Source organism: Spirillospora sp. NPDC029432, from assembly GCF_040703975.1.
In the GTDB taxonomy this organism is placed as follows: Bacteria; Actinomycetota; Actinomycetes; order Streptosporangiales; family Streptosporangiaceae; genus Spirillospora.
In genome coordinates, this window is the sequence record NZ_JBEZWH010000003.1 from 220200 (window position 1) to 240497 (window position 20298).

A 20298-nucleotide genomic window follows, 5' to 3' on the forward strand; every position below is an offset into this window, starting at 1 on the left:
CCGGGCGGCGTACCGTTTGCCGGATGACGGTGTTCGCTCCATGAGTGAGGCCATCGCCGTGGCCGCGGCGCTGGCGGTCACCTGGATCCCGGCGCTGCTGTGGTGGCGGGTGCAGGGCCGCGGCGGCAACCTCGGCGGACCGGCGCGGCGCGCGACGTTCGAGACGCTGCACACCGCCTCGCGCGCGGCGCCCGCGCTGCGCGCCGGGCTGACCGGCCAGGGCGCGCAGAAGGCGGCCCGCCACCTGCGCGCCCTGCTCGGCTCGCCCGCCCTCGCGATCACCGACGGGGAGCGGGTGCTGACCTGGGACGGCGCGTACGACCACCACGCCGGCGAGGCCCTCGGGCACGCCGAGGTCACGCTCGGCAGTGGGCGCACCCAGGTGCACGACGTCGAGTGCGACCTGCTCGACTGCCCGATCCGCCGGGTCGTGGTCGTCCCGCTCGCCACCGACGACCGGGTGATCGGGACGCTGGCGGTATACGGCGAGGAGGTCCCGGCCGGGCTGATCCGCGCCGCCGAGGAGGTCGCCCAGTGGATGGACTCGCAGCTGGAGCTGGCCGAGCTGGACCGGTCGCGGACGCTGCTGATGGAGGCCGAGATGCGGGCGCTGCGCGCGCAGATCTCGCCGCACTTCATCTACAACTCGCTCACCACGATCGCCTCGTTCGTGCGCAGCGACCCGGAGCGGGCCCGCGAGCTGCTGCTGGAGTTCGCCGGCTTCACGCGCTACTCGTTCCGGCGGCACGGCGACTTCACCACGCTCGCCGAGGAGCTGCGCTCCATCGACCGCTACCTGCTGCTCCAGCGCGCGCGGTTCGGGGAGCGGCTGCGGGTGACGCTGCGGATCGCGCCGGAGGTGCTGCCGGTCGCGGTGCCGTTCCTCTGCCTGCAGCCGCTGGTGGAGAACGCCGTCCGGCACGGTCTCCAGGACCGGTCCGCGCCCGGCCGGATCACGATCGTGGCCGAGGACGCCGGCGCCGACTGCGCGATCAGCGTGGAGGACGACGGGGTCGGCATGGACCCGGAGGAGGTGCGGCGGCTGCTGGCCGGCGAGCGCCGCGGCGGCGACGAGCCCGGCGACGGGAACGAGCGGACCGAGGCGGCGGCGGGGATCGGGCTGGCCAACGTCGACGACCGGCTGCGCCAGGTGTACGGCGACGAGTACGGCCTGGCGGTCGAGACCGGGCCGGGCGCCGGGACGAAGGTGACGCTGCGCGTCCCCAAGTACCGGCCGGGCGTCACCGCGTCGCAGGCGGCCGACTAGACCCGGTTGACTTGGGGCCCGCCTGCCGCTGGAATGTGACCCACGGCACTGGGAGACGGCGCTGGAAGCCGCTACTGGAAGGGCGTCCGAGTGGGGCTGCGGGTCCTGGCGGTGGACGACGAGGCGCCCGCGCTGGACGACCTCGTGCACCTGCTGCGCGCCGATCCCCGGATCGGCGAGATCTGCACGGCGCGCGACGGCGCCACCGCGCTGCGCCAGCTGGACCGGGCGCTGGCCGAGGGCCGCCCGTTCACCGCGGTCTTCCTCGACATCCGCATGCCCGGCCTGGACGGCACGGTGCTCGGCCGGGTGCTGGCGCAGTTCGCCCGCGCCCCGCACATCGTGTACGTGACCGCCTACGAGGGCCACGCGGTCGACGCGTTCGAGATCAAGGCGACCGACTACATCCTCAAGCCGGTGCGCCCGGAGCGGCTGGCCGAGGCGATCCGCCGCGTCACCGAGTCGGCGTCCGGCGGCCCGCCGGACGGCGCGGCGGGCGCGGCCGGAGCGCCGCCGCCGCGCGCGGAACCGGAGCCGATGCCGGTCGAGCTGGGCGGCGTGACCCGCTTCGTCGCGCCCGCCGAGGTGCTGTACGTCGAGGCGCAGGGCGACTACGCCCGCCTGCACACCTCCGGCGGCAGCCATCTGGTGCGGATCCCGCTGGCCGCGCTGGAGGACCGCTGGCGCGGCGCCGGGTTCGTCCGGGTGCACCGCAGCCATCTGGTGGCGCTGCCCGCGATCGAGGAGCTGCGGCTCGACTCCGGGCGCTGCACGATCCTGGTCGGCGGCGCCGAGCTGCCGGTCAGCCGCCGGCACGTCCGCGAGCTGCGCGACCTGCTCGTCCGGCGGGCGAGGCGGAGCCCGTGACCGGGCCGGAGCGGGCGGACCACGCACGAGGGGAGACCGCACGAGGGGAGACCGCACGAGGGGAGACCGCACGAGGGGAGACGGCACGAGGGGAGAGCGCGCCGGGACGGACGCTGGTCACCGGGCCGCGCACCCGGGCCGCGCGCCGCCCCCGCTACCCGGTGACCCGCGAGATCGACGAGCAGACCGGGCTGGGCGAGGCGTACATGCGCTCGCTCCTCCAGACCCAGCTGCGCCTGGCCGTACGGCTGTGCCTGGTGCTGGCGGCCGTGGTGTTCGGCCTCCCGGCGCTGTTCGCGCTGTTCCCCGGCCTGCGCGAGCAGCGGGTGCTCGGCCTGCCGGTGGCGTGGCTGGTGCTGGCCGGGCTCATCTACCCGTTCTTCGTGCTGTGCGGCTGGTGGTACGTGCGGCACGCCGAGCGCAACGAGCGCGACTTCGCCGAACTGGTCGACCGCGCCCCCGGCGAGGACGGCGGGTGACCGCCGGCAGGGCGCGATGAGCGCCGCCTACGGGCTGGCCGGGGTCGTGCTGGTCGTGCTGGCCACCGTCCTCATCGGCACCCTCGGGCTGCGCATCTCCCGCACGACCTCGGACTTCTACGTCGCGTCCCGCACGGTCACGCCGCTGCGCAACGCGTCGGCGATCGGCGGCGAGTATCTGTCGGCCGCCTCGTTCCTCGGCATCGCCGGGCTCATCCTCGCCTACGGCGCCGACATGCTGTGGCTGCCGGCCGGCTGGACCGGCGGCTACCTCGTGCTGCTGGTCCTGGTGTCGGCGCCGCTGCGGCGCTCCGGCGCGTACACCCTCGCCGACTTCGCCGAGGCGCGGCTGGAGTCGATGGCCGTGCGGCGCGTCACCAGCGTGCTCGTGGTGCTGATCGGGTGGCTCTACCTGCTGCCGCAGTTCCAGAGCGCCGGGCTGGTGCTGCGCACCGTCGCGGGCGCGCCCGCGTGGGCGGGCAGCGTGCTGATCGCCGTGGTCGTCGCCGTGGCCGTCCTCGCGGGCGGCATGCGCAGCATCACGATGGTCCAGGCGTTCCAGTACTGGCTGAAGCTGACCGCGCTGGCCGTACCGCTGATCTTCCTCGTGCTGGCCTGGCGGTACGACGGCGCGCCCGGCCTGGACCGCGACACCCCGCCGCGCTTCCCCGAGCGCACCACCGTGACCGCCGCGCTCGCCGTCACCGTCCGGGTCGCCGAGCCGGTGACCGTCACCGCCGACGGGACGATCGACGGGCGGCCGTACGGCGGGGCCGCGGTCGCGCTCGGCCCCGGGCCGCACCGCATCGACCGGGACACCGCCGTCACGTTCCCGGCGGGCGCGCTCGTCCCGCACGCCGACGGCACCGAGACCGTCACCGACCGCGAGTGGGCGATGCCGCTCACCGGACGCGAGCACTCGCTGTACGCGACGTACTCGCTGATCCTCGCCACGTTCCTCGGCACGATGGGGCTGCCGCACGTCCTGGTCCGCTTCTACACCAACCCGGATGGGAAGGCCGCGCGCCGCACCACCGTGATCGTGCTGTCGCTGCTCGGCGCGTTCTACCTGCTCCCCGCCCTGTACGGGGCGCTCGGCCGGCTCTACACGCCCGAGCTGCTGATGACGGGGCGTACCGACGCGGTCGTCCTCACCCTCCCCGGCCGGGTCGTCGGCGGGCTCGGCGGCGACCTCCTCGGCGCCCTGGTGACCGGCGGCGCGGTCGCGGCGTTCCTGTCCACGTCGTCGGGCATCACGGTGTCGGTCGCGGGCGTGCTCGGGCAGGACATCCTGCGCGGCGGCGTCCGCTCGTTCCGCGCCGCGACGCTGCTCGCGCTGACCGTGCCGCTCGGGCTGTCGATCGCGGCCCGCTCGCTGGCGGTGGCCGACGTGGTCGGGCTGGCGTTCGCGGTGGCGGCGTCCACGTTCTGCCCGCTGCTGGTGCTGGGCATCTGGTGGCGGCGGCTGACCGTGGCGGGCGCGCTGGCCGGGCTGGTGACCGGCGGCGCGCTGGCCGGCGCCGCCGTCGTGGTCACGATCGCCGCCGGGCCGCCGGGCGGGCTGGCCGGGGCGCTGCTGGCCCAGCCGGCCGCGTGGACGGTGCCGATCGCGTTCGCCGTGATGATCGTCGTCTCCTGGTGCACGCCCGGCCGCGTCCCGCCGGGGGTGGCCCGGATGATGGTCCGCCTGCACGCCCCGGAGTCGCTGGACGTCGACCGCGGGACGTGGCGGCCGAAACGGGTGTGAGCGCGGCGCGGACCGCCGTTCGGCGCACGGAACGCACCGTTCATCGACGCCGGGCGTAGATCAACGCGGCCGGCCGGCGGCTGGGCGCAGCCGCCCGGCCGCGCCCTCGATCGGGACCGGGCCGTTCCTTACGGTGGCGCGTGACCGCCGTCACACCGAAGGAGGCGTCGTGGCCATCGACAGACAGGCCGGCGGCACCGTTTACGAACGGTTCCAGAGCAGCACCGAGTTCCAGGAGCTGCGGCGCAGGTTCCGCCGCTTCGCCTTCCCGATGACCGCCGCCTTCCTCGCCTGGTACCTGCTGTACGTCGTGCTGTCCGGCTGGGCGCGCGGCTTCATGGGCACCAAGATCGTCGGCGAGATCAACGTGGCGCTGGTCTTCGGGCTGCTGCAGTTCGTGTCCACGTTCCTGATCGCCTGGCTGTACTCGCGGCACGCCGAGCGCAGCCTCGACCCGATCGCCGACGGCCTGCGCACCGCGGTCGAGTCCGACGGCGAGGTGGAGAAGCCATGAGCCACGAGACCCTCGCCGTCAGCCTCTTCCTCCTCTTCGTCGCCGGCACCCTGCTGATCACCGTCTGGGCCAGCCGGCACACCAAGGACGCCACCGACTTCTACGCCGGCGGGCGCTCGTTCACCGGCGTCCAGAACGGCATGGCGATCGGCGGCGACTACATGTCGGCCGCCTCGTTCCTCGGCATCGCCGGGCTCATCGCCCTCTACGGCTACGACGGCTTCCTCTACTCGATCGGCTTCCTGGTCGCCTGGCTGGTCGCGCTGCTCCTCGTCGCCGAGCTGCTCCGCAACTCCGGCCGCTTCACGATGGCCGACGTGCTGGCGTTCCGGATGAGCCCGCGCCCGGTCCGCACCGCCGCCGGCGTCTCCACCATCGCGGTGTCGATCTTCTACCTGCTGGCGCAGATGGTCGGCGCCGGCGCCCTGGTCGCCCTGCTGTTCGGCTTCACCTCCGAGTTCGCCAAGGCCGCGACGATCGCGCTGGTCGGCGCGCTGATGATCGTGTACGTGGTGTTCGGCGGCATGAAGGGCACCACCTGGGTGCAGATCGTCAAGGCCGTCCTGCTGATGGGCGGCGCCACCCTCGTCACCGTCCTCGTCCTCGGCAAGTTCGGCTTCAACCTCTCCACCCTCCTCCGGGACGCCGCCGACCAGAGCGGCAAGGGCGGCGCGTTCCTCGAACCGGGCCTCCGGTACGCCACCGAGGCGCAGGGGCTGGCCGGCAAGCTCGACCTGATCAGCCTGGGCCTGGCCCTGGTGCTCGGCACCGCCGGCCTGCCGCACATCCTGATCCGCTTCTACACCGTCCCGACCGCCCGCGACGCCCGCAAGTCGGTGCTGTGGGGGATCGGCATCATCGGCTCGTTCTACCTGCTCACCCTGGTCCTCGGCTTCGGCGCCGCCGCCCTGGTCGGCACCAAGGAGATCGCCGCCGCCAACCCGGCCGGCAACACCGCGGCACCCCAGCTCGCCGAACGGGTCGGCGAACTCGTCTTCGGCGAGGCGGGCGGCACGATCCTGCTCGCGATCATCGCCGCCGTCGCGTTCGCCACGATCCTGGCGGTCGTCGCGGGCCTCACGCTCGCCTCGTCGTCCTCGTTCGCCCACGACCTGTACGCCCACGTGTTCAAGAAGGGCAAGGCCACCGAGCGCGACGAGGTCCGCGTCGCCCGCATCGCCGCCCTGGTGATCGGTGCCGTCGCGATCGTGCTCGGGATCTTCGCCCAGCGCCTGAACGTGGCGTTCCTGGTGGCGCTGGCGTTCGCGGTCGCCGCGTCCGGCAACCTGCCCGCCATCCTCTACAGCCTGTTCTGGAAGAGGTTCAACACCGCCGGCGCCGTCTCGGCCATCTACGGCGGCCTCGGCGCGGCCCTCTTCCTGGTGATCTTCTCACCGGTCGTGTCCGGCTCGGAGAAGGCGCTGTTCACCGGCGCCGACTTCAGCTGGTTCCCGCTGGAGAACCCGGGCATCGTCTCGATCCCGTTCGGCTTCCTGTGCGGCTGGCTCGGCACGATGCTCAGCAAGGAGAGCAATCCGGCCAAGTACGCCGAGATCGAGGTCCGCTCCCTCACCGGAGCGGGCGCCGAGAAGGCCACCCACCACTAGCGGCCCCGCGCGGCCGACCAGCGCCCGGCACCGCGCGGCCCGCGGCCCCGCCTCCCCCCGGAGGCGGGGCCGCACCATTCCCTCCCCGCCCCCGCTTCAGCTGAGCAGGAGGCGGGTCAGGGTTTCGGCGCAGGCGGTGATGTTGGGGACGGAGCAGGTCTCGTCGGTGACGTGGGCCTGTTCGGGGTCTCCGGGGCCGTAGACGATGACGGCCGGGTCGCCCAGTTTCGACTTCAGGACCGAGGCGTCGGTGAAGTACGTCGCGTCCGGCTGTGGTGAGGACCCCGGGGAGAGGATCTCCATGTGCGCCGCGACGAGCGCCGGGTCCGTGGCGACGCCGGGGAGGTCCATCAGCGTTTCCAGGGTGACGTCCGGGCCGCAGAGGTCGGTGATCGCGGCGCGGGCGCGGGACGAGTCGTAGGCCGCGGTGGTGCGGAAGTCGATCGTCATCTCGGCGTGGTCGGGGACGAGGTTGGGCTGGACGCCCGAGTGGAAGGTGCCGACGTTGGCGGTGGCGCCGCCGGGCCAGGTGCGGGCGTGGACGCGCAGGGCCGCCTCGGCGAGGGCGGCGATGGCGTTGCGGCCCAGGTCGGGGCGGGAGCCGTGGGCGGAGACGCCGCGGGCCGTGGCGCGGAGCCACAGGGCTCCCTTGTGGCCCAGGACGACCTGGTTGGCGGTGGGTTCGGCGACCAGCAGCAGGGGCGTGGGCGTCAGGGTGGCGGGGTCGATGAGGGCGGCGCCGTCGCAGCCCGTCTCCTCGCCGAAGGTGAAGATCAGCTGGAGGGGTGCCGCCGTGGTCGCGGCGGCGTGGACCTGGGCGGCGACGCCGGCCTTCATGTCGCTGCCCCCGCGGCCGAGCAGGCGGTCGCCGGCGATGTCGCCGCTGAACGGGGAGAACGACCATTCGTCCTCGGCCGCGGGCACGGTGTCCAGATGGCCGGTGAACGTGACGGCCGGGTCGCCGCGGCGGGCGATCAGGTTGGCGCGGCCGGGGACCGGCTCGTCGATCCGGATGTCGAAGCCGGGGCCGAGGGCGTCGGCGACCAGGTCGGCGGCGCGGCGCTCGTTCCCGGCGCGGGTGTCCAGCCGGACGAGGGCCTGGGCGAGTTCGACGGCGTTCATCGGGGCTCCTTCGCGCGGGTGCTGTCTCTGACGACGAGCCGGGGGACCAGGGAGATGTGGGCGCGCGAGGCGCCGCCGGCGGCGCCGAGGAGGCGGACGGCCTCGGCGGCGATCTGGTCGCGCGGCTGGTCCACGGTGGTCAGCGCGGGCTCGCCGAGGCGGGCGAACTCGATGTTGTCGAAGCCGGTGACCTGGACGCGGGCGGGGACGTCGATGCCGTGCGAGCGGCAGGCGCGGGTGACGCCGAGCGCGATGAGGTCGTCGGCGCAGACGATGGCGTCGGGCAGGTCGGGCAGCCGCGCCACCGCCTCCTCGCCCCACTCGACGGTGTAGTCGCCGAGCAGGATCCACTCGTCCCGCACGGTCAGGCCCGTCTCGGCGGCGCGGCGGCGGAAGCCGTCGAGGCGCTGCTCGCTGGAGGAGTTGGTCAGCCGGGAGCCGACGAACGCGGCCGAGCGGGCGCCGCCGGCGTGCAGGTGGTCGACGACCTGGCGCATCGCGGCGATGTCGTCCACGCCGACCCAGTCGGTGTCGGTGCCGGCGACGAAGCGGTCGAGCTGGACGAGCGGGAGCCGGTCGGCCGTCTCCTGGACGGCCGGGCCGCTCTCGGTGCCGTGGCTGGGGCTGACGATGATGCCGTCGACGTTGCGGGCGACGAGGGAGGCCAGCCGGCGGGCCTCGATGCGCGGGTCGGAGCGCGCGTCGCAGAGGAAGAGCTCCTTGCCCTCCTGGCCGAGGACGTGCTCGACGCTCTCGACGAGCGAGGTGAAGAACGGGTTGGTGATGCTCGGCACGACCATCCCGACGGTGCCGGTACGGCCGTCGCGCAGCGCGCGGGCGATGGAGTTGACCTGGTAGCCGAGGTCTTCGGCGGCCCGCCGGACGCGCCGCGCCATGTCCTCGGAGACCTGGCCCCGGCCGGACAGCACGCGCGAGACGGTGGCCGTGGACACGCCCGCGCGGGCGGCGACCTCGGCGATGGTGACCCGCTGCAATCGTTTACCTCCGTGAAACGATCCGCAACCGGTTCGTCATCGGTTGCCGCTGCTGAGGCGAGTATAGGGCCTTGACTACCTGCGGATATATAGCTTACGTTCACTGGCACTTCATCTGAAATCGATTACAGCAAGGGAGCCGGGGATGGCGGAGTCGTCCGGGCTGGGTGTGTTCCCGCCCAAGCCGAACGCGATCAAGGAGCTGTTCGGCACCGGCAAGGCCGTCATCGGCGCCGTGCACCTGCCGCCGCTGCCGGGCAGCCCGCACTACGAGGGCGTGCCGCTGGACGAGATCTCGGTGTTCGCGATCGAGGAGGCCCGCGGCTACCTGGAGAACGGCTGCCACGGCGTCATCGTGGAGAACCACTGGGACATCCCGTTCCCGAAGCCGGGCGAGCACGGCTACGAGACCGCCGCGTCGATGGCCGTGGTGACCCAGCGGGTGCGGGCGGCCCTGGCCGAGGGGCGCTCCGGGTCGGTGGGCGTGAGCGTGCTGTCGAACGCGGCCGAGTGCTCGATCGCCTCGGCGTGGGCGGCCGGCGCCGGCTGGGTCCGGGTCAACCAGTGGGCCAACGCGTACGTGGCGAACGAGGGCATCATCGAGGGCCAGGCCGCGAAGGCGACCCGGTACCGCAGCCGGATCGGCGCCAAGCCGGTCAAGGTGTTCGCCGACGTGCACGTCAAGCACGGCTCGCACTCGATCGTCGCGGACCGGTCGCTGGCCGAGCAGACCGAGGACGCCGAGTTCTTCGACGCCGACGTGCTGATCGCGACCGGCTCGCGGACGGGCGACGCGGCCGCGATCGACGAGGTGGAGGGCATCGCGTCCTCGACCGTGCTGCCGGTGATCATCGGGTCCGGGATCAGCGCCGCCAACATCGGGACGCTGCTGCCGGCCTGCGACGGCGTGATCGTGGCCTCGTCGGTCAAGGACAACGGGCGCTGGTGGGGCCGGGTCGACCCGGCCAAGGTGCGCGAGCTGACCGCCGCCGCGCGGGCCGCGGGAGCCGAGCTCCCGTGATCGTCTTCTGCGGCTACGCGAACGCCGACATGACGGTCGGCGTCCCGGTGCTGCCCGGCGCCGGGGAGCGCGTGCAGGCCACCCGGATCGACCGCGGCGACGGCGGCATGGGGGCCAACGCCGCGGTCGCCGCCGCGCGGATGGGCGCCGGCGTCCGGTTCGCGGGGGTCGTGGGGGACGACCCCATGAGCGAGGTCTTCCTGGCCCGGCTCAGGGAGGACGGCGTCGACACCTCCTGGACGGCGCGCGGCGGGACGCTGACCACGTCGGTCATCCTGCTCACCCCCGACGGGGAACGTTCCATCATCAGCCAGGACGACGAGCTGACCGCCGCGCACGTCGCCGAGGTGGCGGCCAGGGTGGGCGGCGACGACCTGCTCTACCTGGACGGATACCGTTTCCCTGAGGCCGCGGACGTGCTCGGCGGCGTCCGGGCCGTCGTGGACCTCGACGGGGCGGAGACCGCCGCGGCGGCGCGGGCCGCGCTCCGCGCCGCGGCACATGTGATCGTCGGCCGGGAGCAGGCGGCCCGGCTGATCGGGGACGACGCCGCGCTCGCGGCCGCGGCGGAGGCGGCGGGCAGCCACCTGATCGTCACCGCCGGGCCGCTCGGCTGGACGCTGTTCGCCCCGGACGGCGAGCGGTACGACGGGCGCGCGATCAGCGTCGAGACGGTCGACGCGACCGGCGCCGGGGACTGCTTCGCCGGCACGTACTGCGCCGAGATCGACCGCGGGACGGCCCCGGTGGAGGCGGCGCGGTTCGCCGCCGTCGCCGCGGGACTGTCCTGCACCCGGCCGGGCGCGCGGGACGGGTCGCCGACCCGGGCCGCCGTCCGCGCCTATCTGGACGGTTCCACCGGGCCCACCCCGCCCGGACCGCGAGAAGCCGCCGAGGGATCCGAAGAAAGAGACCCAGTATGAAGAGAACGGTGACGGCCCTGGCCGCGGTCTGCCTGGCGGTGACGACCGTGGGCTGCGACGTCCAGGCCCGCAAGGAGATCGAGGCCGAGAAGAAGGCGCAGGAGCAGGGGCCGCCCCCGCCGGAGCGGATCGCGCAGTCCTGCAAGGTCCAGGGCCGCGCGCCGAAGATCGGGATCGTGCCGATCAACCTCCAGGCGCTGTTCTTCAACCAGATCAACTCCGGTGCGAAGACGGTGGCGGACAAGGCGGGCGCGCAGACCCAGATCGTCAACGGCAACGACGACTCCACCACCCAGGCCAACGCCATCGACGACCTGGTCGCCAACAAGTACGACGCGATCATCGTGGACGCGGTCGACACCGAGGGCATCAAGCCCGCGATCCGGCGCGCGCACGCGGCCGGGGTGAAGGTCGTGGCGGTGGACGCGACGGTCGACGACGAGGCGGTGTCCACGCAGGTCGGCACGGCCAACGCCGAGGGCGGCCGGCAGCTGGCCGAGCATCTGAACAAGATCTCCGGCGGCGAGGGCGAGATCGGCATCGTCGGCGCGCTCAACAGCACGGTCCAGCTGGAGCGGCAGAAGGGCTTCACCGACACGATCACCGCCAAGGGCATGAAGATCAAGACGGTGGTGGACGGCCGCAACATCCAGGAGAACGCCCAGACCGCGGCCGAGAACCTCCTCACCGGCAGCCCCGACCTGCCGTACGCGTACGCCACCGGCGAGCCCGCCCTGATCGGCCTGGCCGCGGCGGTGAACTCCCAGCAGCGCAGCGAGGACGTCAAGGTCGTCGGCTGGGACCTGTCCACGCAGGCGGTGGACGGCCTGCGGGCCGGCTGGATCGTCGGCGTCGTCCAGCAGAACACCTTCAGGTTCGGGCATGAGGCCATGAACGCGGCGATCGACCTCGCCTGCGGCCGCACCCCGGCCGAGGACGTCCCGGTGCCGACGCAGATCGTCACGCCGGAGAACGTGCGGGACTACCTGTACTACCTGGAAAAGTGAGCAGGTGAAGTGAGCATGAGCGACACACCGCTGGTGAGCCTGCGCGGCATCACCAAATCGTTCGGCGCGGTGCAGTCCCTGCGCGGGGTCGACCTGACGCTGAACCCAGGCGAGGTGCTCGGGCTGGTCGGCGACAACGGCGCCGGGAAGTCCACGCTGATGAAGGTGCTGGCCGGGGCGCTGCGGCACGACTCCGGGACGATCGCCCTGGACGGCCGCGAGGTCCGCTTCGGCAGCCCCGCCGACGCGCGCGCCGAGCGGATCGGGATCGTCTACCAGGACCTGGCGCTGTGCGACACCCTCGACGTCGGCAGCAACCTGTTCCTCGGCCGCGAGCCGCGGCGCGGGCCGTTCATCGACCGCAAGGAGATGCACCGCCGGGCCGCGGACATGCTGTCCGACCTGCACGTGCGGGTGAAGTCGACGCACCAGGAGATCGGCCACCTGTCCGGCGGGCAGCGCCAGGCGGTGGCGATCGCGCGGGCGGTCTCGTTCCAGCCCCGCGTGCTGATCCTGGACGAGCCCACGGCCGCGCTGGCGGTCGCCGAGGTCCGCCAGGTGCTCGCGATGATCCGCCGGGTGGCCGAGCAGGGCGTCGGGGTCATCCTGATCACCCACCGGCTGCAGGACCTGTTCGAGGTCTGCGACCGGATCACCGTGATGTACGAGGGCCGCAGCGTCGAGGACGAGAAGATCGCCGACCTCGACATCGAGCGGCTGGTGGGCATGATCACCCGCACGAACGAGGAGGCGGCGTGATGTCCGTCCAGACGGCTCCCGAGCGCAAGGCGACGGTGACGGCGTCCAGCCCTGGGCTCTGGGAACGTGCCAACAAGGCGACGCTGGCGATGCTGGGCGTCACCGTGGTGCTGTTCCTCGGCTTCGGACTGGCCGCCGACAACTTCCTGACGTTCGGCAACCTGACCAACCTCGCCACCCAGATCTCGATCACGCTGATCGTGGCGGTGGCGATGACGTTCGTGATCAGCACCGGCCAGATCGACCTGTCGGTCGGCTCGACGGTCGCGTTCGTGGCGGTCGCCACCGCCGAGCTGCTCCAGGCCGGCTGGGACTCCTCGCTGGTCATCGTGGCCGGGCTGGCGGCCGGGCTGTTCTGGGGCGCGGTGAACGGCTGGCTGTCGGCGTACCAGAAGATCCCGCCGTTCATCGTCACGCTGGCGACGATGTCGGTGATCCGCGGGCTGGCGCAGCTGTGGACCGAGGGCTTCTCGGTGCCGATCGACAAGCGGCTGTTCGTCGCGAAGATCGGGGACGCGGAGTTCCTCGGCCTGTCGGTGCTGGCCTGGATCGCGATCGCCGTCGTGGCCGTGGGCGCGGTGCTGCTGTCCAAGATGCGGTTCGGCACGTACGTCAACGGCATCGGCTCCCAGGAGGAGTCGGTGCGCCGGGCGGGCGTCAACACCGACCGGATCAAGATGATCACGCTGATGCTGGCCGGGCTGGCGGCCGGCGCGGCCGGGATCCTCACCGCCGCCCGGCTGGGCTCCGGCTCGGCCAACTCCGGCGAGGGCTTCGAGCTGACCGTGATCGCGGCGGTGGTGCTGGGCGGCACCAACCTGTTCGGCGGGCGCGGCACGGTGGTCGGCACGATCATCGGCGCGGTGATCACCGGTGTGATCGCCAACGGGCTCACGCTGCTGGGCGTCAGCCCGTTCCTCACCCCGATCGTCACCGGCCTGGTGCTGATCGCCGCGATCTGGATCAACCTGCGCGGCCGGACGTTCGCCGACCTGTTCGCGCACCTATCAGGGAAACGATGACGGAAGTGATGACGGTGACCGGCCCCGCCCCCGCGGCGGGGCTCGGTCTCACCCTCACCCACGAGCACCTCTGGAACGACGTCCGCGGCGCGGTCGGCGAGCCCGCCGATCCCGCGCTGCGGTTCCTGCGCGACGCCCGCACCACGCCCGAGCTGGCCTGGCTGCTGCGCGAGAACCCGTACGCCTGCCTGGACCACTGCGTCCTGGACGACACCGGCGCGATGCTGGAGGACCTGCTCGGGTTCGCCTCGTCCGGCGGCGGCACGGTCGTGGACGTCACCCCGCCGGGCCTGGGCCGCGACCCGCTGGTGCTGCGCTCGCTCGCCGAGCGCAGCGGCCTGCGGGTCGTCATGGGGTCCGGCTGGTATCTGGAGGCGTACCACCCGCCGCACCTGGCGGCCGCGACCGAGGAGGAGCTGGCGGCCGAGCTGGTCGCCGAGTTCACCGGCGGCGCGGACGGCACGGGCGTCCGGCCAGGCGTGATCGGGGAGATCGGCGTCTCGCCGGACTTCACGCCCGCCGAGCACCTGGCGCTGCGGGCCGCGGCGCGGGCGCAGCGCGAGACGGGCGTGCCGCTGTACGTGCACCTGCCCGGCTGGCAGCGGCGCGCGCACGAGGTCCTCGACATCGTGCTGGACGGGTACGGGGTGCCGCCAGGCGCCGTCGTGCTGTGCCACATGGACCCGTCGGGCGGTGACCCGGCGTACCAGAACGCGGTCGCGGACCGGGGCGTCTGGCTGGAGTTCGACATGATCGGCATGCCGTACCTGTATCCCGGCGAGGGCCAGTCCCCGGCACCGCACGAGACCGCGCTCGCCGTCTCCGGCCTGATCGGGCGGGGCCACGGGCGGCGGCTGCTGCTGAGCCACGACGTGTTCCTGAAGGGAATGCTCACCCGGTACGGCGGCAACGGCTTCCGCTACGTGCCCGCCCTCTTCCTGAACCGCCTCGCGGAGCTGGGCGTCCCGGCCGGGGACGCCGAGGACCTGCTGCGGGGCAACCCGGCCCGGCTCTTCGAGTCGGCAGCCGGCGAGAACTAGACCGACAGAGAGCCAGAGAGCCAGAAGGAGTCCCCACATATGAGCCGCGTCCTCATCGCCGGCGAGAGCTGGATCACCCAGTCCACCCACATCAAGGGCGTGGACCACTTCACGGCCAGCTCGTACGTCGTCGGCGTCGGGCCGCTGCGCACGGCGCTGGAGAGCCGCGGGCACGAGGTCGTGCACCTGCCCGCGCACCTGGTGCCCGCGGAGTTCCCCGACGACCCGTCCGGGTACGACGTGGTCGTGCTGTCCGACATCGGCGCCAACTCGATCCAGCTGTCGCCCCAGGTGTTCGAGCAGGCGCGGCCGGGCGCCGACCGGCTCGGCGCGCTGCGCTCCTGGGTCGAGGGCGGCGGCGGGCTGCTCATGGTGGGCGGCTACCTGTCGTTCACCGGGTTCGAGGGCAAGGCGGCGTTCCGCAACACCGCCCTGCACGAGGCGCTGGCGGTCGAGCTGCTCCCCGAGGACGACCGGGTCGAGCTCCCGGCGGGCGGCACCGCGGCCGTCACCGGCGCGTCCCACCCGGCGCTCGGCGGCGTCTCCGGCGAGTGGCCCGCGCTGCTCGGCTACAACCGGACGCGGCCCCGTCCCGGCACCGAGGTGCTCGCCACGCTGAACGGCGACCCGCTCGTCGCCGTCGCCGAGTACGGCCGGGGGCGGTCGGCCGTCTTCACCTCCGACTGCTCCCCGCACTGGGCGCCGACCGCGTTCTGCGAGGACTGGGACGGGTACGCCAAGGTGTTCGGCGGCCTCGTCGAGTGGCTCGCCGGATGAGCGAGGGGCACGGGATGGGCCCGTCGCGGTCGCGGGAGCTCGTCGAGAGCTGCTCCGGCGTGCTGGAGCAGGCGCTGAACGTCCGCTTCATCACGGAGGTGCACAAGGGCGAGGTGAGCGACGAGACGTACGCCGGCTACCTGCTCATCGAGGAGGCGTTCGTCGAGACGGCGGCGCGGCTGCACGGCCTCGCCGTCTGGGACGCCCCGGACCGGGACGCGCTGGAGCGCAACTCCGCCGCCGTCCACGCGCTCACCACCGAGCAGGCGGACTACTTCCGCGCGGCGCGCGCCGCCTGGCCCGTCCGGGCGGAGCTGGGCGAGGCGGCGCTGGCCCGCGCGAACCACCTGTCGACGTTCGCGCTGGAGACGGCGCGGACCGGCGGCTACGCGGCCGTCACGACGATGCTGTTCGCCGCGGAGACGCTCTACCTCACCTGGTGCACGCGCGCGCACGAGGAGGGGGCGGTACGGCCCGGCCCGATCGCGGACTGGGTGGCGCTGCACGCGCGCGAGCCGTTCCGCGGGGGAGTGGCGGCGCTGGCGGCGCAGGTCGACCGGCTCGACCGGCCCGGCTCGGAGCTGGCGCTGTGGTTCACCGGCATGCTCAAGGCGGAGATCGTCTTCCACGACGCCCTCTACGGGTAGCGGTCGCGCGGACGGCCGTGACCTCGATGGCGGCCGGGTGCGGATTCCGTTCCGGACCCGACCGCCATTGATCACGTTCCGGCCCGGTTCCGGACACCCGGCCCGGGGACGCTCCTTTCAGCCCCACCCAGCACAGGAGCGTCCATGCCTCGCAAAGCCCCCTTCGCCCTCGCCGGAACGCTCGCCGCGCTCGCGGCCCTGACGGCGCTGCCGGCCCCCGCGCATGCCGCCCCGGCGCCGCCGTCCCCGCCGGCGCCGCCCGGGTTCGTGCCGCGGACCGACCCGCTCCCGGCGGAGCTGCGGCCCATGATGGCGAACCCCGGCAAGCCCCAGGGCACCGCGAAGGGCGTGGTCATCGGCGGCGACCAGGGCGGCCACCGCGTCGTCGTCATGAACGCGCGGCCCCGCACCTGGACCGAGCAGAGCGCCAGGTGGACGTGGACGCCGACCGCCGCCAACGGCTTCGGCGACGTCGCGGGCGGCTGGAGCCTGCCGTCGGACGTGCGCGTCCGTACGGCCAAGGGCAGGACGTACGTCCTGGCGGCCGACTCGAAGGGCTTCCTGGGCGCGGTGCAGTACCCGTCCGGCAAGCGGCTCTGGGCGACCAACGCGGGCGCGCCCAGCAACCCGCACGCCACGGAGCTCCTCCCGAACGGCAACGTCGCGGCGGCGGCGAGTACGGGCGGCTGGATCCGCGTCTACACCGCCTCGCAGGGCGCCGCGTCCGCGGCGTACACCGAGTTCAGGCTCAAGGGCGGGCACGGCGTCCTGTGGGACCCGCGGCGCGAGGTGCTCTGGGCGATCGGCGACGACGACCTCGTCTCGCTGAAGGTGGGCGGCACCGCCGCCGCGCCGACGCTGGAGGAGGCGAGCCGGATCGCGCTGCCGAGCCAGGGCGGCCACGACCTCGCCCCCGTGTACGGGAACCGCGACCGCCTCTGGATCACCACCAACCACGGTGTCTACCAGTACTCGAAGTCCCGGAAGGCGTTCACGAAGTCGTACCGGCACTCCGGCGACGTCGATCTGCCGGTGGTGAAGGCCGTGGGGAACAACCCGTCCACCGGGCAGGTCGTGCTGACGCGGCCCAAGGCGGGGTGCGCGACGACGTGGTGCACCGACACCGCCGAGTTCTTCGGCGCGCGCTCGATGGACGCGACGCGCACCCTGCCGGGGGCGCAGTTCTACAAGGTGCGCTGGTTCGTGGCCGCGTACCAGTGATGCCGGCGGGCCGTCAGAGCTTCCTGGCGGTCCGGATCGTCTTGGCGAGCGCCTCCAGGATGGGGGCGCAGCCGGCGTAGGAGAAGACCGGCTCCGGGTTCCAGCCGATGACCTGGTTCGCCTTGACGGCGGGCAGGTCGCGCCAGGCCGGCTTGGAGGCCAGGTCCTTGGCCTGGAGGGCCTGGGTGCGGCTGTCGAGCATGAGCAGGTCCGCCTCGTACTTGTCGGCGTTCTCCCAGCTCAGCTCCTCGAAGTAGCCGTCCTTGTTCAGCCTGTCCGGCGTGATCAGCTCGACGCCGAGCTCCTTGAAGTAGATCAGGTCGGTGTTCTTGGCGGGGCTGGAGGCGTAGAAGAGGTCGGCGCTGCCGGAGCAGGCCAGCACCTTCAGCCCGCCGTTGGCCTTGACGGCGGCGCGCACCGACTCGGCGGCCTTCTCGAACCGGGCCTTGTCCTGGGCGACCTTGGCCGACTTGGGGTCGGCACCGAGCGCGGCGGCCAGCTGGGCGTACCGCTCGATCGGCTTGGTCAGCGTGATCGCGCCGGTGGAGATCGCCAGGCCGGGCGCGAGGGCGAAGATCTTGTCGGCGCTCTCGGCCGGGACGTAGAACAGGTTCGGCTCGACGAACATGTTGTCGATCAGCAGTTCGGGGCGCAGCGCGGCGTACTTCTCCAGGTTGAACTCGCCGTACGCGTTCCCGATGATCTCCAGCTGGTCGACCGGCAGCGAGCCCGCCTGCGGGTCGGCGCTGCCGTCCTGCCGCTTGGCCGGGCCGTAGACGCCGACGATCTGGTCGGTGATGCCGAAGTCGCGCAGCGCGGCGCCCGCGCCGACGTAGGTCACGATCCGCCGCGGCCGGGCCTTGAGGTCGATCTTCTTGCCGCGGTCGTCGGTGAACGTCCAGGCCCCGCCGCCCGGCGCGGCCTGCGCGCCGCCGTCGCCTCCGCCGCACGCGCTGATGAGGGCGCCGAGCGCGGCGGCGCCGCCGGCGGCCATGAAGCCGCGGCGGGAGAGCTGGGAGGCCCGGGAAATCGACATGGGTGTTCCGTCCTGCCTTGCGAAGATGATCCGTTGTGCGGGCTTAGGTTAACCTAACCTAATAACTTGTCCAGAGACCGGCGTCACGACCGCGCCGGCCGTCCCCGGAGTCCGTACGTTGCCCCTCACGCCATGTCCCTCATAAAGGCCCCCTCGACCCAGGCGCCGCCCGGTGCGGACGAGGTGCCCGAGAGGCGCGGCGGGCGCCGCCTCACCCGGGCGTCCGGGCTGGTCGCGGCCGTCGCCGTGCTCGCGGCCGTGGCGCTGCTGAGCCTCGCGGTGGGCGCCCGGCAGCTCTCCCTCGCGGAGGCGTGGAACGGCCTGCTCGACAGCGGCGCCGAGCACTACACGGTCGTCCACGAGATGCGCCTGCCGCGCACCCTCCTCGGCCTCCTGGCGGGCGCGGCCCTCGGCCTTGCGGGCGGCGTCATGCAGTCGCTGACCCGCAACCCGATCGCCGACCCCGGCATCCTCGGCATCAACGCGGGCGCCTCGGCGGCCGTGGTGTCGGCGATCTCGTTCCTCGGCATCGGGTCGTTCACCGGGTACGTGTGGTTCGCCTTCTTGGGATCGGGCGCGGTCGCCGTGCTGCTGTACGCGGTCGGCGGCGGCCGCGGCGCCACCCCGGCCCGGCTCGCGCTGGCCGGGGCGGCGCTGAACGCCGCGCTCTACTCCTACGTGTACGCCGTCCAGCTCCTCGACACCGCGTCGCTGGACCGGATGCGGTTCTGGACGGTCGGCTCGCTGGCCTCCGCGCAGCCGGGCACGATCGTCCGGGTGCTGCCGTTCATCGCGGCCGGCGTCCTGCTGGCGCTCGCGCTGGCCCGCCCGCTGAACGCGCTGTCGATGGGCGAGGACGCGGCCCGCGCGCTCGGCTCCCGGCCCGGCGCCACCCGCGCCGCCTCGATCGTCGCGGTCACGCTGCTGTGCGGCGCCGCCACCGCCGCCTGCGGCCCGATCGTGTTCATCGGCCTGATGGTGCCGCACATGGTGCGCGCGCTGACCGGGCCGGACCTGCGCTGGGTGCTGCCGTACGCGGCCGTCCTGGCGCCCGCGCTGATGCTGGGCGCCGACGTCCTCGGACGGGTCGTCGCCCGTCCCTCCGAGATCCAGGTGGGGGTCGTCACCGTGATCACCGGCGGGCCGCTGTTCCTGGCCCTGGTCCGGCGCCGCCGGATGGCCGCGTCATGAGCCGCGATCTGGTCGTCCGCACCGGCGGCGGGCTGTCGCTGCGCTGGCCGCCGCGCGGCTTCGCGGTCGCGCTGCTGTGCGCGCTGGCGGCGTTCGGGATCGGCGTGCTGGCCATCGGCGGCGGCGACTACCCGATGAGCCCGGGCGTGGTGCTGAACACGCTGCTGGGGAACGGCGGGCCGGCCGAGACGTTCATCGTGCGGGAGCTGCGGCTGCCCCGCGTGGGGACCGCGCTGACGACCGGCGCGGCGCTCGGCCTCGGCGGCGCGATCTTCCAGTCGCTGTCCCGGAACCCGCTGGGCAGCCCCGACATCCTCGGTTTCAGCCAGGGCGCCGGGGCGGGCGTGCTCGCCATGATCGTCCTGTTCGGCGGCGGAAGCCTGGCGGTCGCGGCCGGTTCCGTGCTCGGCGGCGTGGCCACCGGCGCGGTCGTGCTCGCGCTGACCGGCCGGAACGGCGCGCACGGCACCCGCCTGGTGCTGGTCGGCATCGGCGTCGCCGCCATCCTCACCGGCGTGAACGGCTACCTGCTCACCCAGGCGCGGATCACCGAGGCGGCGCGGGCCGTGCTGTGGCTGACCGGCAGCCTGGACGGCCGCGACTTCGGCGACTCGTTCCCGCTGGCGATCGCGCTGGCCGTGCTGGTCCCGCTGATCCTGGGCTGCTGCGGCCGGCAGCTGCGGATGCTGGAGATGGGCGACGACGCGGCCAGCGCGCTGGGCGTGCCGATCGGCCGCGTCCGGCTGCTGCTGCTCGGCGCGGCGGTGCTGCTGGTCTCGTTCGCCGCCGCGGCGGCGGGCCCGGTCGCCTTCGTTGCCCTGACCGCGCCGCAGCTGGCCCGGCGGCTGACCCGCGTCCCCGGGCCCAACCTGCTGCCCTCGCTGTTCATGGGCGCGGCGCTGATGATGGCCGCCGACTTCGCCGGGCAGCGCCTCTTCCCCGGGCACCAGCTCCCCGTGGGCGTGGTGACGGGCCTGATCGGCGGGGCGTACCTGGTCTGGCTGCTGGCCGCCCAGCGCAGGTCGGGCCGGATCTAACGCCGACTCGGCAGGCTGG

At 73.5% G+C, this 20298-nt stretch carries 20 protein-coding genes; 17 read left to right on the plus strand and 3 right to left on the minus strand.

The features are described 5' to 3' along the window. Nucleotides 1-40: 40 nt before the first annotated feature. From AB0881_RS03770 to AB0881_RS03795, 6 genes are all read left to right on the plus strand, one after another. Nucleotides 41-1267, plus strand: a complete 1227-nt coding sequence (locus tag AB0881_RS03770; protein ID WP_366613915.1) for a histidine kinase — start codon at nucleotides 41-43, stop codon at nucleotides 1265-1267. Between the two features lie 90 nt (nucleotides 1268-1357). Next, complete coding sequence (locus tag AB0881_RS03775) at nucleotides 1358-2134, plus strand: LytTR family DNA-binding domain-containing protein (protein ID WP_366613916.1); 777 nt, start codon at nucleotides 1358-1360, stop codon at nucleotides 2132-2134. Next, nucleotides 2131-2613 carry a DUF485 domain-containing protein gene (locus AB0881_RS03780; protein WP_366613917.1) on the plus strand — a complete coding sequence of 161 codons (483 nt, stop codon included), beginning with the start codon at nucleotides 2131-2133 and terminating at the stop codon, nucleotides 2611-2613. The genes AB0881_RS03775 and AB0881_RS03780 overlap by 4 nt, the downstream gene beginning before the upstream one ends. Nucleotides 2614-2629: 16 nt before the next feature. After that, nucleotides 2630-4360: a cation acetate symporter gene (locus AB0881_RS03785; RefSeq protein WP_366613918.1), complete on the plus strand. Its 1731-nt coding sequence runs from the start codon at nucleotides 2630-2632 to the stop codon at nucleotides 4358-4360. Between the two features lie 169 nt (nucleotides 4361-4529). Continuing rightward, complete coding sequence (locus AB0881_RS03790; RefSeq protein WP_366613919.1) at nucleotides 4530-4874, plus strand: DUF485 domain-containing protein; 345 nt, start codon at nucleotides 4530-4532, stop codon at nucleotides 4872-4874. Next, nucleotides 4871-6481, plus strand: coding sequence for a cation acetate symporter (locus AB0881_RS03795; RefSeq protein WP_366613920.1), 1611 nt, complete (start codon nucleotides 4871-4873; stop codon nucleotides 6479-6481). The genes AB0881_RS03790 and AB0881_RS03795 overlap by 4 nt, the downstream gene beginning before the upstream one ends. 96 nt (nucleotides 6482-6577) lie before the next feature. On the opposite strand, the gene AB0881_RS03800 is transcribed toward AB0881_RS03795, so the two are convergent. Next, nucleotides 6578-7603 carry a M20 family metallopeptidase gene (locus AB0881_RS03800; RefSeq protein ID WP_366613921.1) on the minus strand — a complete coding sequence of 342 codons (1026 nt, stop codon included), beginning with the start codon at nucleotides 7601-7603 and terminating at the stop codon, nucleotides 6578-6580. Beyond that, the gene (locus tag AB0881_RS03805) at nucleotides 7600-8598 is read right to left on the minus strand and encodes a LacI family DNA-binding transcriptional regulator (RefSeq protein ID WP_366613922.1); all 999 of its coding nucleotides are present in this window, start codon (nucleotides 8596-8598) and stop codon (nucleotides 7600-7602) included. Before AB0881_RS03805 ends, AB0881_RS03800 begins: the two co-directional genes overlap by 4 nt. Nucleotides 8599-8743: 145 nt before the next feature. Here AB0881_RS03805 and AB0881_RS03810 point away from each other — a divergent pair, with 145 nt between their 5' ends. The 9 genes from AB0881_RS03810 (at nucleotide 8744) to AB0881_RS03850 (ending at nucleotide 17015) form a co-directional block, all read left to right on the plus strand. After that, nucleotides 8744-9619 (plus strand): BtpA/SgcQ family protein, encoded by an 876-nt coding sequence (locus AB0881_RS03810; protein WP_366613923.1) that lies wholly within the window; start codon nucleotides 8744-8746, stop codon nucleotides 9617-9619. Further along, nucleotides 9616-10542, plus strand: coding sequence for a carbohydrate kinase family protein (locus AB0881_RS03815; protein ID WP_366613924.1), 927 nt, complete (start codon nucleotides 9616-9618; stop codon nucleotides 10540-10542). The genes AB0881_RS03810 and AB0881_RS03815 overlap by 4 nt, the downstream gene beginning before the upstream one ends. After that, nucleotides 10539-11549, plus strand: coding sequence for a substrate-binding domain-containing protein (locus AB0881_RS03820; RefSeq protein ID WP_366613925.1), 1011 nt, complete (start codon nucleotides 10539-10541; stop codon nucleotides 11547-11549). Before AB0881_RS03815 ends, AB0881_RS03820 begins: the two co-directional genes overlap by 4 nt. Nucleotides 11550-11564: 15 nt before the next feature. Next, nucleotides 11565-12308: an ATP-binding cassette domain-containing protein gene (locus AB0881_RS03825; RefSeq protein WP_366613926.1), complete on the plus strand. Its 744-nt coding sequence runs from the start codon at nucleotides 11565-11567 to the stop codon at nucleotides 12306-12308. After that, on the plus strand, nucleotides 12308-13330 hold the full coding sequence (locus tag AB0881_RS03830; RefSeq protein ID WP_366613927.1) for an ABC transporter permease: 1023 nt from the start codon (nucleotides 12308-12310) through the stop codon (nucleotides 13328-13330). The genes AB0881_RS03825 and AB0881_RS03830 overlap by 1 nt, the downstream gene beginning before the upstream one ends. Beyond that, the gene (locus AB0881_RS03835; RefSeq protein ID WP_366613928.1) at nucleotides 13327-14370 is read left to right on the plus strand and encodes a phosphotriesterase-related protein; all 1044 of its coding nucleotides are present in this window, start codon (nucleotides 13327-13329) and stop codon (nucleotides 14368-14370) included. Before AB0881_RS03830 ends, AB0881_RS03835 begins: the two co-directional genes overlap by 4 nt. A 39-nt stretch (nucleotides 14371-14409) precedes the next feature. After that, on the plus strand, nucleotides 14410-15147 hold the full coding sequence (locus tag AB0881_RS03840) for a glutamine amidotransferase (protein WP_366613929.1): 738 nt from the start codon (nucleotides 14410-14412) through the stop codon (nucleotides 15145-15147). Continuing rightward, entirely contained in the window at nucleotides 15144-15794 is a 651-nt protein-coding gene (locus AB0881_RS03845) for a TenA family protein (protein ID WP_366613930.1), read from the plus strand. Before AB0881_RS03840 ends, AB0881_RS03845 begins: the two co-directional genes overlap by 4 nt. A 144-nt stretch (nucleotides 15795-15938) precedes the next feature. Beyond that, nucleotides 15939-17015: a DUF6528 family protein gene (locus tag AB0881_RS03850; RefSeq protein ID WP_366613931.1), complete on the plus strand. Its 1077-nt coding sequence runs from the start codon at nucleotides 15939-15941 to the stop codon at nucleotides 17013-17015. Nucleotides 17016-17028: 13 nt separating this feature from the next. On the opposite strand, the gene AB0881_RS03855 is transcribed toward AB0881_RS03850, so the two are convergent. Then, complete coding sequence (locus tag AB0881_RS03855; RefSeq protein ID WP_366613932.1) at nucleotides 17029-18051, minus strand: ABC transporter substrate-binding protein; 1023 nt, start codon at nucleotides 18049-18051, stop codon at nucleotides 17029-17031. A 132-nt stretch (nucleotides 18052-18183) separates the two neighbouring features. On the opposite strand from AB0881_RS03855, the gene AB0881_RS03860 reads away from it, so the two are divergent. Both AB0881_RS03860 and AB0881_RS03865 read left to right on the plus strand, forming a co-directional pair. After that, a complete protein-coding gene (locus AB0881_RS03860; RefSeq protein ID WP_366613933.1) occupies nucleotides 18184-19242 on the plus strand; it encodes an iron chelate uptake ABC transporter family permease subunit in 1059 nt (352 codons plus the stop codon). Next, nucleotides 19239-20279, plus strand: coding sequence for an iron chelate uptake ABC transporter family permease subunit (locus tag AB0881_RS03865; protein WP_366613934.1), 1041 nt, complete (start codon nucleotides 19239-19241; stop codon nucleotides 20277-20279). Before AB0881_RS03860 ends, AB0881_RS03865 begins: the two co-directional genes overlap by 4 nt. Nucleotides 20280-20298 lie beyond the last annotated feature (19 nt).

What these genes read in the sequence shown, in the direction of transcription:
- AB0881_RS03785 (WP_366613918.1), top strand. Translation starts at nt 2,630, where the DNA reads ATGAGCGCCGCCTACGGGCTGGCCGGGGTCGTGCTGGTCGTGCTGGCC.
- AB0881_RS03845 (WP_366613930.1), top strand. Translation starts at nt 15,144, where the DNA reads ATGAGCGAGGGGCACGGGATGGGCCCGTCGCGGTCGCGGGAGCTCGTC.
- AB0881_RS03820 (WP_366613925.1), top strand. Translation starts at nt 10,539, where the DNA reads ATGAAGAGAACGGTGACGGCCCTGGCCGCGGTCTGCCTGGCGGTGACG.
- AB0881_RS03855 (WP_366613932.1), bottom strand. Translation starts at nt 18,051, where the DNA reads ATGTCGATTTCCCGGGCCTCCCAGCTCTCCCGCCGCGGCTTCATGGCC.
- AB0881_RS03835 (WP_366613928.1), top strand. Translation starts at nt 13,327, where the DNA reads ATGACGGAAGTGATGACGGTGACCGGCCCCGCCCCCGCGGCGGGGCTC.
- AB0881_RS03825 (WP_366613926.1), top strand. Translation starts at nt 11,565, where the DNA reads ATGAGCGACACACCGCTGGTGAGCCTGCGCGGCATCACCAAATCGTTC.
- AB0881_RS03850 (WP_366613931.1), top strand. Translation starts at nt 15,939, where the DNA reads ATGCCTCGCAAAGCCCCCTTCGCCCTCGCCGGAACGCTCGCCGCGCTC.
- AB0881_RS03830 (WP_366613927.1), top strand. Translation starts at nt 12,308, where the DNA reads ATGTCCGTCCAGACGGCTCCCGAGCGCAAGGCGACGGTGACGGCGTCC.
- AB0881_RS03840 (WP_366613929.1), top strand. Translation starts at nt 14,410, where the DNA reads ATGAGCCGCGTCCTCATCGCCGGCGAGAGCTGGATCACCCAGTCCACC.
- AB0881_RS03795 (WP_366613920.1), top strand. Translation starts at nt 4,871, where the DNA reads ATGAGCCACGAGACCCTCGCCGTCAGCCTCTTCCTCCTCTTCGTCGCC.
- AB0881_RS03860 (WP_366613933.1), top strand. Translation starts at nt 18,184, where the DNA reads ATGTCCCTCATAAAGGCCCCCTCGACCCAGGCGCCGCCCGGTGCGGAC.
- AB0881_RS03770 (WP_366613915.1), top strand. Translation starts at nt 41, where the DNA reads ATGAGTGAGGCCATCGCCGTGGCCGCGGCGCTGGCGGTCACCTGGATC.
- AB0881_RS03810 (WP_366613923.1), top strand. Translation starts at nt 8,744, where the DNA reads ATGGCGGAGTCGTCCGGGCTGGGTGTGTTCCCGCCCAAGCCGAACGCG.
- AB0881_RS03800 (WP_366613921.1), bottom strand. Translation starts at nt 7,603, where the DNA reads ATGAACGCCGTCGAACTCGCCCAGGCCCTCGTCCGGCTGGACACCCGC.
- AB0881_RS03865 (WP_366613934.1), top strand. Translation starts at nt 19,239, where the DNA reads ATGAGCCGCGATCTGGTCGTCCGCACCGGCGGCGGGCTGTCGCTGCGC.